Here is a 15,338-nt window from a genome sequence, read left to right as displayed (position 1 = left end):
GCGCCTTCCTACCAGAAAACCAGTTAGTCCCCCAAAGGGGAACCTTAAGGTTTACTCTTCGTCTTCTAGCTCGATGTTGATACCTAGCGAGCGAATCTCTTTCAACAATACGTTGAACGATTCAGGCATACCAGGTTCCATCGCGTGGTTACCGTCTACAATGTTCTTATACATCTTCGTACGGCCGTTAACGTCATCAGACTTAACGGTAAGCATTTCTTGTAACGTGTAAGCGGCACCGTAGGCTTCTAGTGCCCACACTTCCATCTCACCAAAACGCTGACCACCGAACTGTGCTTTACCACCCAGAGGTTGCTGAGTAACCAAGCTATAAGAACCAGTTGAACGGGCATGCATCTTATCATCCACTAAGTGGTTCAATTTCAGCATGTACATATAACCAACCGTAACCGGACGCTCAAAGGCATCTCCCGTACGACCATCAAACAGAGTTAACTGTCCTGAAGTCGGCAGGTCGGCCAATTGCAACATCTCTTTAATAGACGCTTCATTCGCACCATCAAAGACTGGAGTCGCAACCGTTAAGCCATTGCGTAGGTTATTGGCTAAAGTACGCACTTCATCATCAGATAAAGCCGCGATGTCAACCGACTGACGAGTCTCGCCGAGGTCGTAAACCTTTTGTAGGAACTCACGCAGCTTCGCTAGCTCTTGTTGTTCCTTGATCATCTGGTTGATCTTATCGCCGATACCTTTGGCCGCGAGACCTAAGTGAACTTCTAAGATCTGACCGATGTTCATCCGCGATGGTACACCTAGTGGATTCAGTACGATATCGACTGGCTGACCATTCTCATCATACGGCATGTCTTCCACAGGGTTGATCTTCGAGATAACACCTTTGTTACCATGACGACCCGCCATCTTATCACCCGGCTGGATGCGACGCTTAACCGCTAAGTAAACTTTTACGATCTTAAGAACGCCAGGTGCTAAATCATCACCTTGAGTGATCTTACGACGCTTGGTTTCAAACTTCTTATCAAAGTCAGCTTTTAGCTCATCCCACTGCTCAGCAAGCTGTTCAAGTTGGTTTTGTAGCTCCTCGTCTTCCAAGGTTTGCTCTAACCATTTCTTGCGCTCAATAGAATCAAGCTTCGCGTCCGAGTAACCACCAGCAACAAGTACAGAACGAACACGTGCTAATAGACCACCTTCAAGAATCTGGAACTCTTCAGTTAGGTCTTTTTTAGCTTCTTTCAGCTGCATGTGCTCAATTTCAAGCGCACGCTTGTCTTTCTCTACACCATCGCGAGTGAAAACTTGTACGTCAATAACCGTACCAGCCACTGAATTTGGAACGCGTAATGAGGTATCTTTAACGTCAGAAGCTTTCTCACCGAAGATAGCACGTAATAGCTTCTCTTCTGGAGTGAGCTGAGTTTCACCTTTTGGTGTTACTTTACCCACAAGGATGTCGCCACCCTTAACTTCTGCACCGATATAAACGATACCTGACTCATCAAGTTTAGATAATGCCGCTTCACCAACGTTGGGAATATCCGCCGTGATCTCTTCGGCACCAAGCTTAGTATCACGAGCCACACAAGACAGTTCTTGAATGTGGATGGTGGTAAAGCGGTCATCTTGAACAACGCGCTCTGAAACTAAGATTGAGTCTTCGAAGTTATAACCGTTCCAAGGCATGAACGCGATACGCATGTTCTGGCCTAGTGCTAGCTCACCTAAATCAGTAGATGGGCCATCTGCCAATACATCACCACGCCCCACAGGTTCACCAGGCATCACACAAGGACGCTGGTTAATACAGGTGTTTTGGTTCGAACGGGTATATTTGGTTAAGTTATAGATATCAATACCAGCTTCGCCAGGAATTAACTCTTCTTCATTAACCTTAACCACGATACGAGATGCATCAACCGACTGGATAACACCGCCCCGATTCGCAACCACAGTTACACCAGAGTCAACAGCTACATTGCGCTCAATACCCGTACCAACAAATGGCTTTTCAGCACGTAGTGTCGGTACTGCTTGACGTTGCATGTTTGCACCCATCAAAGCACGGTTCGCATCATCGTGTTCTAGGAACGGAATCAAAGATGCAGCTATCGATACCACTTGGTTAGTCGCAACGTCCATGTAATCAACATGTTCGCGCGGGTGAAGACCTGATTCACCTTTCTGACGAGCAGTGATCAGTTCATCAGCAAAACGGCTATCATCAGTAAGCTTGGCGTTTGCCTGAGCAATAACAAATTGGCCTTCTTCAATCGCTGATAAATAATCAACTTCATCAGTCACAACACCATCGACAACTCGACGGTATGGTGTTTCAAGGAAGCCATATTCATTACAACGAGCAAAAGCAGACAAAGAGTTGATTAGACCGATGTTTGGACCTTCTGGTGTTTCGATTGGACATAAACGACCATAGTGGGTTACGTGTACGTCACGAACTTCGAAACCAGCACGTTCACGAGTCAAACCACCCGGACCTAAAGCAGAAATACGACGCTTATGCGTGACTTCTGATAGCGGGTTGTTCTGATCCATAAACTGAGACAGTTGTGAAGAACCAAAGAATTCTTTTACTGCAGCAGAAATTGGTTTGGCATTGATCAAGTCTTGTGGCATCACGTTATCGAGATCGCCTAAGCTTAGACGCTCTTTTACTGCGCGTTCAACACGGACTAGACCAACACGGAATTGGTTTTCTGCCATTTCGCCAACACTACGAATACGACGGTTACCAAGATGGTCGATATCATCAACCTCCCCTTTACCGTTACGAATCGCGATTAGCTTTTTCATCACTTCGATGATATCAGTTTCATCGAGTGTGCCTTGCTCTTCTGCGTCTGTACGCTCAATAGAACTATTGAACTTCATACGACCTACGGTTGATAAGTCATAACGCTCAGGAGAGAAGAATAAACTTTCGAATAGCGCTTCAGCCGCTTCTTTCGTTGGCGGCTCGCCAGGGCGCATCATGCGGTAGATTTCAACTAACGCCGAAATTCGGTCAGAGGTACTGTCAACACGTAGTGTTTCAGACATGAACGGACCGTTATCAAGATCGTTAGTAAAGAGAACTTCCAGCTTTTTGTAACCCGCTTGAGATAAATGAGCGAGTACTTCCAAAGTAACTTCTTGGTTAGCGGCAAGGATCACTTCACCCGTCGCTTCATTGATGTAGTCTTTGGCTGAAATCTTGCCGACAATATAATCAACAGGAACTTCAATAAAACTGACTTCATCTTTTTCAAGCTGACGAATATGACGCGCAGTGACACGACGACCTTTTTCGACATAAACCTTACCATTAGATTCAATATCAAACGTTGCCGTTTCACCACGTAAACGTTCAGGCACCAACTCCATCATCAGAGTTTGGTCTTTGACTTCAAACTTCACTTTGTCAAAGAAGGTGTCTAGAACTTGTTCTGTGGTTTTACCTAGCGCACGCAAAATAATTGACGCAGGCAGCTTACGACGACGGTCAATACGTACGTATAGGTTATCTTTAGGATCGAACTCAAAGTCGAGCCATGAACCACGGTAAGGGATCACGCGTGCGTTATAAAGCACTTTACCAGAAGAGTGGGTTTTACCCTTATCGCTGTCGAAGAACACGCCTGGGCTTCGGTGCAGCTGGGATACGATAACCCGCTCAGTACCATTAATGACAAAGGTACCATTATCTGTCATGAGTGGAATTTCACCCATGTAGACTTCTTGTTCTTTAATATCTTTAACCGTGCCTGCTGGCGCGTCTTTGTCAAAGATCACTAGGCGTAATTTTACGCGTAGAGGTTTAGAATAAGTTACACCACGGATTTGACATTCTTTAACGTCAAAAACTGGCTCACCAAGACGGTAGCTAACGTATTGCAGCTCTGAATTGCCGTTGTAGCTCTGGATTGGAAATACAGAACGAAAAGCAGCTTCAAGACCGTATTGCCCTTCTGGATCCTGTTCGATAAATTTTTCGAACGAATCAAGCTGGATCGATAGCAGGTATGGAATGTCCAATACTTGTGGACGAGTACCAAAGTCCTTACGGATGCGCTTTTTCTCGGTATAAGAGTAAACCATGGGGTTCCTCAGCTCGCTGATAAGTGACCCAAACTGTCCGCCTTTATTAAAAGGGGTAGGACAGTGACTAAATCGCTGTTTACTGTAGTGGCATCTCGTATCGTTATGATTTAGATGCTTTTTGCAAGAATATGGAACGCTTAAACAGCGGGAAAATTCGTCCATACCCTACAGCGCAAAAAGGCTGGTGGTCAATAAACCACCAGCCATTAGCCTTTCGGCTAAGGAATTAAGTAATAATTACTTAACTTCAACAGTTGCACCAGCTTCTTCTAGCTGAGCTTTAAGAGCGTCAGCTTCAGCTTTGTCGATGCCTTCTTTTAGAGGTGCTGGAGCGCCGTCAACTAGAGCTTTAGCTTCTTTTAGGCCAAGACCAGTTGCGCCACGTACTGCTTTGATTACAGCAACTTTGTTTGCGCCAGCAGCAGTTAGAATTACGTCGAATTCAGTTTGCTCTTCAACTTCAGCAGCAGCAGCGCCACCAGAAACTACTGCAGCTGCAGCAGAAACACCGAACTTCTCTTCCATAGCAGAGATAAGTTCAACAACTTGCATTACAGACATTTCTGCAATAGCGTCTAGGATTTGCTCGTTAGTAATAGACATAACAATTCTCTTTTAAGTCAACAATAAGTTTATTTAGCAACCAATAAAAAGCAAGGCAATTAAGCCGCTGTAGCTTCTTTTTGATCGCGGATAGCAGCGATAGTACGCGCCAGCTTGCCAGCAGAAGCTTCTTTCATGCACATCATTAGGCGTGCAATTGCTTCGTCGTAAGTTGGTAGTGTCGCTAGTACTTCAGCGTCAGTAATTACGCCTTCAAATGCAGCTGCTTTGATCTCAAATGCTTTGTTCTCTTTAGCGAAGTCTTTAAAAAGACGTGCTGCAGCACCTGGGTGCTCGTTAGAGAATCCGATCAAAGTAGGACCTACGAATACGTCTTTCAGACATTCGTAAGCTGTGCCTTCTACAGCGCGACGTGCTAGAGTATTACGAACAACTCTCAGGTAAACACCCGCTTCACGCGCTTGTTTACGTAGAGAAGTCATCGCGCCTACTTGAACGCCACGAGAGTCAGCAACAACTGCAGAAAGTGCACCACTGGCCGCTTCGTTGACTTCAGCAACAATTGCTTTTTTGTCTTGAAGATTTAAAGCCATCTTGGATTGCTCCTGGTTGTCGTTACACCACTCACTATTATCACAACAGTGAGAGATTATTAGGTGCAGTCCCAGAAGAAAGGTAACTTATAAAAATAAGAGCTTTCTGTCAGTTCGGGCACCATCTACGTAGGTTTTATTAAGTTATCTAACTGATAACGCCTACGGTCTTGGACGGAGACTGTGTCATAGTTCAAAGAACCAAAGTTCAGCCCCAACCACAAATATTAGGCGCAAAATTATACATAAATTTCGCGCCTAAGCAAAGGAATTATATTTTAGTGTTCAGCGTTAACTGATCAACAGCAACACCTGCACCCATCGTCGTAGAGATGCTTACTTTCTTCACGTAAGTACCTTTCGCTGATGATGGTTTTGCTTTCTTAAGCGCAACAAGCAGAGCTTCTAAGTTCTCTTGCAGTTGGTTAGCTTCGAAAGTCACTTTGCCGATAGTGCTGTGGATAATACCGTTCTTGTCATTACGGTAACGAACCTGGCCTGCTTTCGCATTTTTTACTGCTTCAGCAACGTTAGGAGTTACAGTTCCAACTTTCGGGTTTGGCATTAGACCACGAGGACCAAGAATGGTACCCAATTGACCAACAACACGCATTGCATCTGGAGAAGCAATCACAACGTCGAAGTTCATTTCACCTTTTTTCACTTGCTCAGCAAGATCTTCCATACCCACTAGGTCTGCACCAGCAGCTTTAGCCGCTTCAGCATTAGCACCTTGAGTGAATACTGCAACGCGGACGTCACGACCAGTACCGTGTGGTAGTACAGTTGCACCACGTACGTTTTGGTCAGATTTACGAGCATCGATACCGAGGTTCACAGCAACATCTACAGATTCAACAAATTTAGCTGTCGCTAGTTCTTTAAGAAGAGCAACTGCTTCGTTGATTTCGTATTCTTTTGTTGCGTCAACTTTTTCACGAATTGTACGCATGCGCTTAGTTAATTTTGCCATGATCTTAACCCTCTACCACTAGGCCCATTGAACGAGCAGTACCCGCAATAGAACGTTTCATCGCTTCAATATCAGCACCAGTCATATCAGCAGCTTTTAGTTCTGCGATTTCTTGGATTTGTGCGTCAGTGATCGTACCCACTTTTTCAGTGTTTGGACGACCAGAACCAGACTTAAGGCCAGCCGCTTTCTTAAGTAGAACTGCTGCAGGAGGAGTCTTAGTGATGAACGTAAAAGAACGGTCGCTGTATACAGTGATAACAACTGGAGTTGGTAGACCTTTCTCCATTGATTCTGTTTTTGCGTTGAACGCTTTACAGAATTCCATGATGTTAACACCTTTTTGACCTAGAGCAGGACCAACTGGTGGACTTGGGTTTGCCATACCAGCTGCAACTTGCAACTTGATATAAGCTTCAACTTTCTTAGCCATGATATTTCCTAATGATTGGGTGCAAACGCTAATATATTTATCAGCTCCCCAGTTTTACATAATGCCCGTAAAAAGGCGCGAAATTATAATCTTATCTCACGCTTTTCACAAGACTTAAATAGATGCTATTTTAGTCAAGTTTTTCTACTTGACCAAATTCGAGTTCAACTGGCGTTGCACGACCAAAGATAGAGACAGACACTTTCAGGCGACTTTTATCGTAATCGGTCTCTTCTACCGTACCATTGAAATCAGCAAATGGACCTTCTGTAACACGGACCACTTCACCGACCTCAAACATCGTTTTCGGACGTGGAGCTTCACTCGCTTTTTCTAAACGGTTCAAGATCGCATCGGCTTCTTTATCAGTAATTGGTGCTGGTCTATCCGAAGTGCCACCAATGAAGCCCATTACACGAGGAACACTACGTACCAAATGCCATGACTCATCATTCATAACCATTTGTACCAGCACGTAACCTGGGAAGAATTTACGTTCGCTCTTGCGACGTTGGCCTGCGCGCATCTCCACCACTTCTTCCGTTGGAACCAGCACTTCACCAAAGTGCTCTTCCATCGCATGCATTTTTATATGCTCACGAAGTGATTGAGCGACACGACCTTCAAACCCAGAAAAGGCTTGAACGACATACCAGCGTTTTTTTGGAGCTTCACTCATGTATTAAACCCTCTATACTCCAGTCACAAAAGACACTAGACGAACCATAATTCCATCAATGCCCCAAAGTGCTAAAGCCATTACAATACTTACAGCTAACACGATTAATGTTGTTTGCATGGTTTCTTGACGCGTAGGCCACACCACTTTACGAACCTCCATCCGAGATTCGCGTGCAAAAACAATCGCAGCTTGACCTTTTACTGTGGTTGCCGCAACGCCAAGAGCGCCGGCAATTAACACAATGACACCTGCAGCACGTGCGACTACAGACCACTCACCATACAGGTAATTACCTACAACAGCAGCGGCCAACAATACGAAGGTAATGACCCACTTCAACGTATCTAGCGCATTTGAGCTATCAGGAGTTTCAGCATTATTAGCTTTCATAAACCAACCTGTCACAAGTCTTACTATAGACGACAACAGCCCCGCTGTTGCAGGGCAAATCCATTTCATCAGCTACACGGCTGATATACTGATTTTGACCAAGAAATAGTCTCGGCCCCTAAATTTCATGCTAGCGCTTGATGATAAAACAAACAAAGTGACTAACTGTGTAGAAAAAGGGCATCAAATGATGCCCTTTTTGCTACTGGATAGTCAAATCATTCTTCACAGAAACTGTGATTAAGCGATAACTTTAGCTACAACACCAGCGCCTACTGTACGGCCACCTTCACGGATAGCAAAACGTAGACCTTCGTCCATCGCGATTGGTGCAATTAGCTCTACAACCATCTTGATGTTGTCGCCTGGCATTACCATCTCTACGCCTTCTGGTAGAGAAATGTCACCAGTTACGTCCGTTGTACGGAAGTAGAACTGTGGACGGTAGCCTTTGAAGAATGGAGTATGACGGCCACCTTCATCTTTTGACAGTACGTATACTTCTGATTCAAACTTCGTGTGTGGAGTGATTGAACCAGGCTTCGCTAGTACTTGACCACGTTCTACGTCATCACGCTTAGTACCACGTAGTAGTGCACCTACGTTCTCACCTGCACGACCTTCGTCAAGCAGCTTACGGAACATCTCTACACCTGTACAAGTAGTAGTCGTTGTATCTTTGATACCAACGATGGCAACTTCGTCACCTACACGTAGAATACCACGCTCGATACGACCTGTTACTACGGTACCACGACCTTGAATTGAGAATACGTCTTCGATTGGCATTAGGAATGCTTGGTCTACTGCACGCTCAGGCTCTGGAATGTATGAATCTAGCGCTTCTGCTAGTTCTACAATCTTCGCTTCCCACTGCTCTTCACCGTTCAATGCACCTAGTGCTGAACCTTGAATTACTGGTAGGTCGTCGCCTGGGAAATCGTACTCAGAAAGAAGTTCACGAACTTCCATCTCTACAAGCTCTAGCAACTCTTCATCGTCTACCATGTCACATTTGTTCATGAATACAACGATGTAAGGGATACCAACCTGACGGCCTAGTAGGATGTGCTCACGAGTTTGTGGCATTGGGCCATCTGTCGCAGCAACAACTAGGATACCACCGTCTATTTGCGCAGCACCTGTGATCATGTTTTTAACATAGTCAGCGTGTCCTGGGCAGTCTACGTGTGCGTAGTGACGTGATGGAGTTTGGTATTCTACGTGTGAAGTAGAAATAGTAATACCGCGCTCACGCTCTTCTGGAGCATTGTCGATTGACGCGAAGTCTTTCGCTTCACCGCCGTATACTTTTGCAAGTACAGTACAGATAGCTGCTGTTAGAGTGGTTTTACCGTGGTCAACGTGGCCGATAGTACCAACGTTTACGTGCGGTTTCGTACGTTCAAATTTTGCTTTAGACATGAGTTGTCCCTCTAGGTACGGATGTATGTGGCTTTGTTTATGACCACGCAACCAAAAAAAGTTCGGTAATAATTATATAGTAAAAGGAAATCTTTGCTTAGAGCTGGTGCTGATAGGCAGACTCGAACTGCCGACCTCATCCTTACCAAGGATGCGCTCTACCACCTGAGCTATATCAGCACTCTAAAATGAGTGGAGCGGGCAGCGGGAATCGAACCCGCATCATCAGCTTGGAAGGCTGAGGTAATAGCCATTATACGATGCCCGCAACACGTAACTCTGTGAGCTATTTCCTTTACAATATGGTGGAGGGGGACGGATTCGAACCATCGAAGGCGGAGCCGGCAGATTTACAGTCTGCTCCCTTTGGCCACTCGGGAACCCCTCCAAATTTTTATCTTCCGATTAAAGAAGATGGTGCCGACTACCGGAATCGAACTGGTGACCTACTGATTACAAGTCAGTTGCTCTACCTACTGAGCTAAGTCGGCATAAGTGGGGCGCATTCTATTGAATGATCTCAGCGCTTGCAAGTCTAATCGGCAAAAAAAAGCATTTTTTATTCGGCCTGAGCTTATTCGCTGTTTTTTTATTCATTTTTTTGCTTAATCGCCAATTCTCGTGCGTTTCTGATTTGCAATCTCAGTAGCATATTGTATGTTGCCTGCTTCTTCTAATACTACAACTGAACCTTTTATGAGCCCATATTTGTCTTTTGCTCGTCACCAATGGGCTGAGTTACGTAACTCAGTCACTATGACTCTGTCAGAACATGATCTGCAAGAATTACAAGGTATTAATGAAAGCCTAACGATGAAAGAAGCGGTAGAAATTTATCTTCCTTTGGCAAGGTTATTAAATTTGTATGTTGCGGCCAGACAAAGTCGTAATACCGTTCTCAACCAATTTTTAGGTCATGCAGAGAAAGCTCCGCCATTTATTATCGGTATTGCAGGTAGTGTAGCGGTAGGTAAAAGTACGACAGCACGCTTATTGAGAGCTTTGCTCTCTCGTTGGGATAATCATCCTAAAGTTGAGTTAATCACTACTGATGGTTTTCTGTACCCTAATAGAATCTTGCATGAACGGAATATCATGCATAAAAAAGGCTTTCCAGAATCATACGATATTCGACGCTTGGTGCAGTTTGTCTCTGATGTAAAAGCAGGACAACCTCATGTTACTGCGCCCATTTACTCGCATTTAACCTACGATATCACTTCTCAACAGAAAATTGTCGATCGGCCAGACGTTTTAATTATTGAAGGGTTAAATGTATTACAAAGTGGCATGGATTACCCTCATGATCCACATCGGGTCTTCATCTCTGATTTTTTAGATTTTTCTATCTATGTTGATGCCGATGCTGAATTAATTGAAAAATGGTATATCGATCGCTTTATGAAGTTTCGTCATGGGGCCTTTAAAAAGCCAGAATCATACTTCAATCACTATACACAGTTGACTGAGCAAGAAGCGAAAGCCAAAGCGCAACATATATGGAACTCAATCAATGGTAAAAATCTCCAAGAAAACATTTTACCCACCAAAGAGCGAGCTCAATTAATTTTAAGGAAAGGGCTTTGCCATAGTGTTGAAGAAGTACTGTTACGCAAGTAAATCAGACAATGCGATACTCTGGTTGAATTGAAAATGACTTGATCTAGTGAAGCTTAAACAGCACAACTTTAAAAAGTCATTTTCTACTCTAATGTCAAGTTATTATGGCAGAAGCTTTTCATCATTAATCGGTCGTTCAAAGGCAATAACTTATTCGTCATCACCTTTGCGTAAAGAAATTTCACCACCAAGATAACTTTTTATTCCTTCAGGCGTTTCAAGTAAAACACCACCACTCTGATCAATACCTCGCTCAATTCCAGTAATTTTATTCGGTCCAATGATGAGGTGAACTCGACGACCTAAAAAGTTATCCAACCGATTCCAACGCTCAACAAACTCTTGCATGCCGTGCTGTTCATAGTTCTCCAGTGATCGATTTAGAGCTTGTATAAGTTTAATCACCAATTGGTTGCGATCGATATCCTCTTGACCAAGCACTTGTGACAAACTGGTCCAAGGCTGATCAATAGCTATATTTTCATCTTGCATAATCAGGTTCATACCGATACCGATCACTAAGTGAGCCGCTCCGCCCGCTTGCCCCGACATTTCAACCAGAATTCCTGCTAATTTACGGTCTTGATAATAAAGATCATTCGGCCATTTCAATTTAATCCCATTAAGGCCCATTTCCTCAAGTGCTTCTACTATCGCAACTCCAATGACGAGGCTTAAGCCCATCGCGGCAGCCATACCCGCATCTAAACGCCAGTACATGGAGAAATAAAGGTTAGAACCAAAAGGCGAGACCCAATGCCGCCCCCGGCGACCACGACCCTTATTTTGATATTCAGCGATACAAACCGTTCCAGAGGAGATCATGTGCGAATTATCTAATAAATATTGATTGGTTGAATCAATAATAGGATGCAATTCAACAGGGTTAGTTACTTGAGAACGAATACGATGCTCATCCAACATCATCAGCGGTCGAGCAAGCTGATAACCTTTGCCTTGCACCCGATGAATATCCATTCCCCATTGTTGAATACCTTGAATATGTTTACTGATGGCTGCTCGCGACATGCCAAGCAATTCTCCCAGTGCCTCACCAGAGTGAAAATGTCCATCAGAGAGCATCTTTAATAAGCGTAACTTAACACTGTGATCTTTCATTATTTCGTCTCTATTAACGCTGATAAGTGAGTTTCTGAGACTGAACCAATAAAGCGCACTTCATGCTCAAGAGGGACTTTAAACTTATCGTATACCGTCTTACAAATTTGCTTTGCTAAACCAATAATATCTCGTGCCGTTGCATTGTTCTTATTGATGATGACTAAGGCTTGTTTGGGGTGCACTTGTGCTCCACCGAACGTATATCCCTTTAATCCTGCTTGTTCAATTAGCCAACCTGCCGCTAATTTAACACCTTGCTCTGTAGGATAAGCGACCAGATTTGGACACTGCTTTTTTAAAGTTTCAAACACGGCTTGATCAACCACTGGGTTTTTAAAAAAACTGCCCGCATTACCGAATACTACTGGATCTGGCAGTTTATCTTTTCTCACCTGACAAACGGTGTAATAGATATCCTCCGCCGTACAAGTCGATGGCAAAGCTTGCAATGGTCCGTAAGACAAAAGAGGTTTCCAATCCTTACTTAGGCGCAGTCCTACTGCGACTACAAGCGCTTTACCACATAAATCTTGTTTGAAAATAGAGTCACGATAACCGAATTGACAGTCAGAAACGCTTAATCTTTTAATAGTGAAACTCTCTAAGCACAAGTAATCGACATAATGACAAACCGCCTTAAATTCTATGCCATAAGCACCAATATTTTGAATAGGTGCAGAACCAGCACAGCCCGGGATCAAGGCTAAGTTTTCTAATCCTGGTAAACCTTGCTGAATAGACCATTCGACTAAACTTGGCCAATCTTCTCCGCCGGCAACATGTAAGTAGTGAAAGTCAGCATCTTGTCTATGCTCAATACCTAACAGGCGATTGACCATCACCAAGCCTTGATAAGGCTCGGTAAATAATACATTGCTTCCCTTGCCTAACATCAATTTCGGCCGCTCAGCCCACTCATCAGATTGATGCAGTACAATCAGATCATCGACAGATTCAATTACCGCTAAATATTGGCAAGTCTGATCAAGACCGAAAGTATGATAAGACTTAAGATTTGCATTATGGTGTAGTTGCATGAGACTCTTTGCCTAAATAAAACTCATGCTATTCTACAACAGATACTTTGATAAGACAGATGCAAATACCAATTCTTCACTTTGAGCACGTAGAGACGCTAAAACTACCACTGATTAAACGTTTTTATAAACAGCACTATCCATCAGCTAAACCGAAAAGTGATGAGCTGATCATCGCGGCTTATGAAAACCACCATATCAAAGCCGTTGTTCGTTTTCGCTCAATTGCTGATTATCGATTATTGACCGGAATGGCCGTGGTGAGTGAGGAACGTTCAAAAGGGATTGGCCAAGCATTATTGATCTACTGCAAAAAAAACATACTGAAACACAATGACTATTGTTTTGCTTATCCGCATCTGACATCCTTTTATACACTTGGTAATTTTTATACTCAGCGTCCAGACCAGCTTCCTGCAGAATTGCGAACCCTGCTTACGCGCTACCAAGCAAGTGGTAAATCTCTTATTCCGATGATGTATAAAGATGACTTCTTATGTTAAGAATAGAGCTCTTTTATAGCTATCATTCACGTTATTTTGGTAATATACCCTGCTCGCAATTTTGCACATACGTAAGGTAAAGCATCACTATGATTGCTCGTAGAAATACAGTCGAACAACTGCCCACTATTGCGCAAGATCCTAATAAGTTTGATGTATTGCTGTCAGCTCAAGAGTTTCGTACTCATCTTATTGAGTCTATTCGTCTAGCCAGTAAACGCATCTATATCGTGGCCTTATACCTAGAAAACGACGATGCCGGACGGGAAATACTCACAGAACTTTATAACGCTAAACAGCGTAATCCAGGATTAGACATTCACATTTGTGTCGATTGGCATCGAGCTCAGCGCGGGTTAATCGGTGCTGAGGCCTCTGCAGGGAATGCAACGCTGTATTGTGACTTTAAACAGCGTTACCCCCATGCTATCCCTGTACATGGCATTCCGGTTCGCGGAAGAGAAGTGTTTGGCGTGTTACACCTCAAAGGCTTTATCATTGATGATCAAGTAATCTATAGTGGTGCTAGTATTAATAACGTTTATCTTCACTATCAAGAACGTTACCGATTCGATCGCTACCATACCTTAGATAACCCATCTCTCGCTGATACGATGGTTAACTTCATTCAAGACACATTATTGGCTCATCCAGCCGTTAATGAGCTGTCTTGTGCTGATAGACCAAAAACAAAAGAGATCAAAACCGATATTCGTCAGTTCCGCGCTATGCTTACGGAAGCGAGCTACGACTTTTCGGCACAAGCGATTAATGCCGATCAAGTCGGTGTGACTCCACTTGTTGGTATTGGTAAGCGTCGAAATCATCTAAACCAGACTGTGATTGACCTACTTGCTCAGGCTGAACAAGAAATCTATATCTGTACACCCTATTTTAATTTTCCGCCTTCCGTGGCAAAAGAAGTAAAAAAAGCGATTAAACGAGGAGTCACCGTTCATATTATTGTCGGAGACAAAACTGCGAATGATTTTTATATAGCGCCTTCACAAGATTTCAAAACCATTGGCGGTTTGCCTTATCTCTATGAACTCAATCTACGTCGCTTTGCAAAGATTAATGAAGCCAATATCGCTAGTCGAAAACTGTCGATTCACTTATGGAAAGATGGTGACAACAGTTTCCACCTAAAAGGTATCTGGATAGATAAACGTTATATGCTGATCACTGGCAATAATCTTAACCCAAGAGCATGGAAACTCGATTTAGAGAACGCGTTACTTATCCAAGATAAACACGGACATCTCGTTGATAAATTTAGTAAAGAGATGGATAACATTTTACAGCATACGCAATTAGTCTGTACCTACAAACAAATTGAGAAGCTCGATAGTTATCCTGATGTCGTACAACGACTAATGAAAAGAATTACGCGTGTTAAAGCTGACCGAGTATTAAAGCAAATTCTTTAAAGAAAATAGCAGAAAGAAGCCGATAGTGATTCACTATCGGTTTTTTATTACTGATGAATCATTTTAACACAATCCTCATACAGCAATCTCGGTATTCTGTACTCCAACAGATAGCCAAAGAAAAGATCCAATGGATCCATTCTACTCTCTTCACACAGACCAAAACTTTTTATAAATTTACCCGATACAAAAAATCCCCAGCATTGCTGCTAGGGATCCTTTATCAGTGGCGGAGCGGACGGGACTCGAACCCGCGACCCCCGGCGTGACAGGCCGGTATTCTAACCAACTGAACTACCGCTCCACATTGTCTTGTTACTCGATAAAGTCTGATTGATGCTTTATTGAGTTTCTGCCTTCAGACCTTAGGTCTAAACACAAGTATTAAAGCCTGGCGATGTTCTACTCTCACATGGGGAGACCCCACACTACCATCGACGCTGTTTCGTTTCACTTCTGAGTTCGGCATGGGATCAGGTGGGT

At 43.6% G+C, this 15,338-nt stretch carries 13 protein-coding genes, 5 tRNA genes and 1 rRNA gene; 3 read left to right on the top strand and 16 right to left on the bottom strand.

The window, feature by feature from the left end; genetic code table 11:
- Window positions 1-51: 51 nt before the first annotated feature.
- The 12 genes from rpoB to FKN93_RS12215 all read right to left on the bottom strand — a co-directional run bounded on the left by rpoB (window position 52) and on the right by FKN93_RS12215 (window position 9,634).
- Window positions 52-4,080, bottom strand: coding sequence for a DNA-directed RNA polymerase subunit beta (gene rpoB / locus FKN93_RS12270; protein WP_115152679.1), 4,029 nt, complete (start codon window positions 4,078-4,080; stop codon window positions 52-54).
- Between the two features lie 240 nt (window positions 4,081-4,320).
- Complete coding sequence (rplL, locus tag FKN93_RS12265) at window positions 4,321-4,686, bottom strand: 50S ribosomal protein L7/L12 (protein ID WP_004397645.1); 366 nt, start codon at window positions 4,684-4,686, stop codon at window positions 4,321-4,323.
- A 59-nt stretch (window positions 4,687-4,745) separates the two neighbouring features.
- Window positions 4,746-5,240 carry a 50S ribosomal protein L10 gene (gene rplJ, locus FKN93_RS12260; protein WP_072671278.1) on the bottom strand — a complete coding sequence of 165 codons (495 nt, stop codon included), beginning with the start codon at window positions 5,238-5,240 and terminating at the stop codon, window positions 4,746-4,748.
- A 271-nt stretch (window positions 5,241-5,511) separates the two neighbouring features.
- On the bottom strand, window positions 5,512-6,213 hold the full coding sequence (rplA, locus tag FKN93_RS12255) for a 50S ribosomal protein L1 (RefSeq protein WP_004397647.1): 702 nt from the start codon (window positions 6,211-6,213) through the stop codon (window positions 5,512-5,514).
- A gap of 4 nt (window positions 6,214-6,217) precedes the next feature.
- Window positions 6,218-6,646, bottom strand: coding sequence for a 50S ribosomal protein L11 (gene rplK, locus FKN93_RS12250; protein ID WP_004397648.1), 429 nt, complete (start codon window positions 6,644-6,646; stop codon window positions 6,218-6,220).
- A 130-nt stretch (window positions 6,647-6,776) separates the two neighbouring features.
- The gene (gene nusG / locus FKN93_RS12245; RefSeq protein WP_004397649.1) at window positions 6,777-7,325 is read right to left on the bottom strand and encodes a transcription termination/antitermination protein NusG; all 549 of its coding nucleotides are present in this window, start codon (window positions 7,323-7,325) and stop codon (window positions 6,777-6,779) included.
- A 12-nt stretch (window positions 7,326-7,337) separates the two neighbouring features.
- Complete coding sequence (secE, locus tag FKN93_RS12240) at window positions 7,338-7,718, bottom strand: preprotein translocase subunit SecE (protein WP_004397650.1); 381 nt, start codon at window positions 7,716-7,718, stop codon at window positions 7,338-7,340.
- A 240-nt stretch (window positions 7,719-7,958) separates the two neighbouring features.
- Window positions 7,959-9,143: an elongation factor Tu gene (gene tuf, locus FKN93_RS12235; RefSeq protein WP_170905195.1), complete on the bottom strand. Its 1,185-nt coding sequence runs from the start codon at window positions 9,141-9,143 to the stop codon at window positions 7,959-7,961.
- A 104-nt stretch (window positions 9,144-9,247) separates the two neighbouring features.
- Window positions 9,248-9,323, bottom strand: a tRNA-Thr gene (locus FKN93_RS12230).
- Window positions 9,324-9,336: 13 nt separating this feature from the next.
- A tRNA-Gly gene (locus FKN93_RS12225) sits at window positions 9,337-9,411 on the bottom strand.
- A 35-nt stretch (window positions 9,412-9,446) separates the two neighbouring features.
- A tRNA-Tyr gene (locus tag FKN93_RS12220) sits at window positions 9,447-9,531 on the bottom strand.
- 27 nt (window positions 9,532-9,558) lie between these two features.
- Window positions 9,559-9,634, bottom strand: a tRNA-Thr gene (locus tag FKN93_RS12215).
- Window positions 9,635-9,839: 205 nt separating this feature from the next.
- On the opposite strand from FKN93_RS12215, the gene coaA reads away from it, so the two are divergent.
- Window positions 9,840-10,763 carry a type I pantothenate kinase gene (gene coaA, locus FKN93_RS12210; protein ID WP_040905856.1) on the top strand — a complete coding sequence of 308 codons (924 nt, stop codon included), beginning with the start codon at window positions 9,840-9,842 and terminating at the stop codon, window positions 10,761-10,763.
- Window positions 10,764-10,913: 150 nt separating this feature from the next.
- Here coaA and birA read toward each other — a convergent pair whose 3' ends face one another.
- On the bottom strand, window positions 10,914-11,882 hold the full coding sequence (gene birA / locus FKN93_RS12205; protein WP_004397653.1) for a bifunctional biotin--[acetyl-CoA-carboxylase] ligase/biotin operon repressor BirA: 969 nt from the start codon (window positions 11,880-11,882) through the stop codon (window positions 10,914-10,916).
- The gene (murB, locus tag FKN93_RS12200; RefSeq protein ID WP_170905194.1) at window positions 11,882-12,922 is read right to left on the bottom strand and encodes a UDP-N-acetylmuramate dehydrogenase; all 1,041 of its coding nucleotides are present in this window, start codon (window positions 12,920-12,922) and stop codon (window positions 11,882-11,884) included. Before murB ends, birA begins: the two co-directional genes overlap by 1 nt.
- 59 nt (window positions 12,923-12,981) lie before the next feature.
- On the opposite strand from murB, the gene FKN93_RS12195 reads away from it, so the two are divergent.
- Together FKN93_RS12195 and pssA are read left to right on the top strand one after the other, a co-directional pair.
- A complete protein-coding gene (locus FKN93_RS12195) occupies window positions 12,982-13,425 on the top strand; it encodes a GNAT family N-acetyltransferase (RefSeq protein ID WP_170905193.1) in 444 nt (147 codons plus the stop codon).
- An 89-nt stretch (window positions 13,426-13,514) separates the two neighbouring features.
- Window positions 13,515-14,855, top strand: coding sequence for a CDP-diacylglycerol--serine O-phosphatidyltransferase (pssA, locus tag FKN93_RS12190; RefSeq protein ID WP_170905192.1), 1,341 nt, complete (start codon window positions 13,515-13,517; stop codon window positions 14,853-14,855).
- A gap of 227 nt (window positions 14,856-15,082) precedes the next feature.
- Here the strand turns inward: pssA and FKN93_RS12185 are convergent.
- Window positions 15,083-15,159: transfer RNA gene (locus FKN93_RS12185), tRNA-Asp, on the bottom strand.
- 85 nt (window positions 15,160-15,244) lie between these two features.
- Window positions 15,245-15,338 (bottom strand): 5S ribosomal RNA (gene rrf, locus FKN93_RS12180); the annotation flags it as partial.

The organism is Vibrio sp. A8-1, from assembly GCF_013048685.1.
GTDB lineage: Bacteria > Pseudomonadota > Gammaproteobacteria > Enterobacterales > Vibrionaceae > Vibrio > Vibrio metschnikovii.
This window is presented reverse-complemented; position numbering and strand designations above follow the sequence as displayed.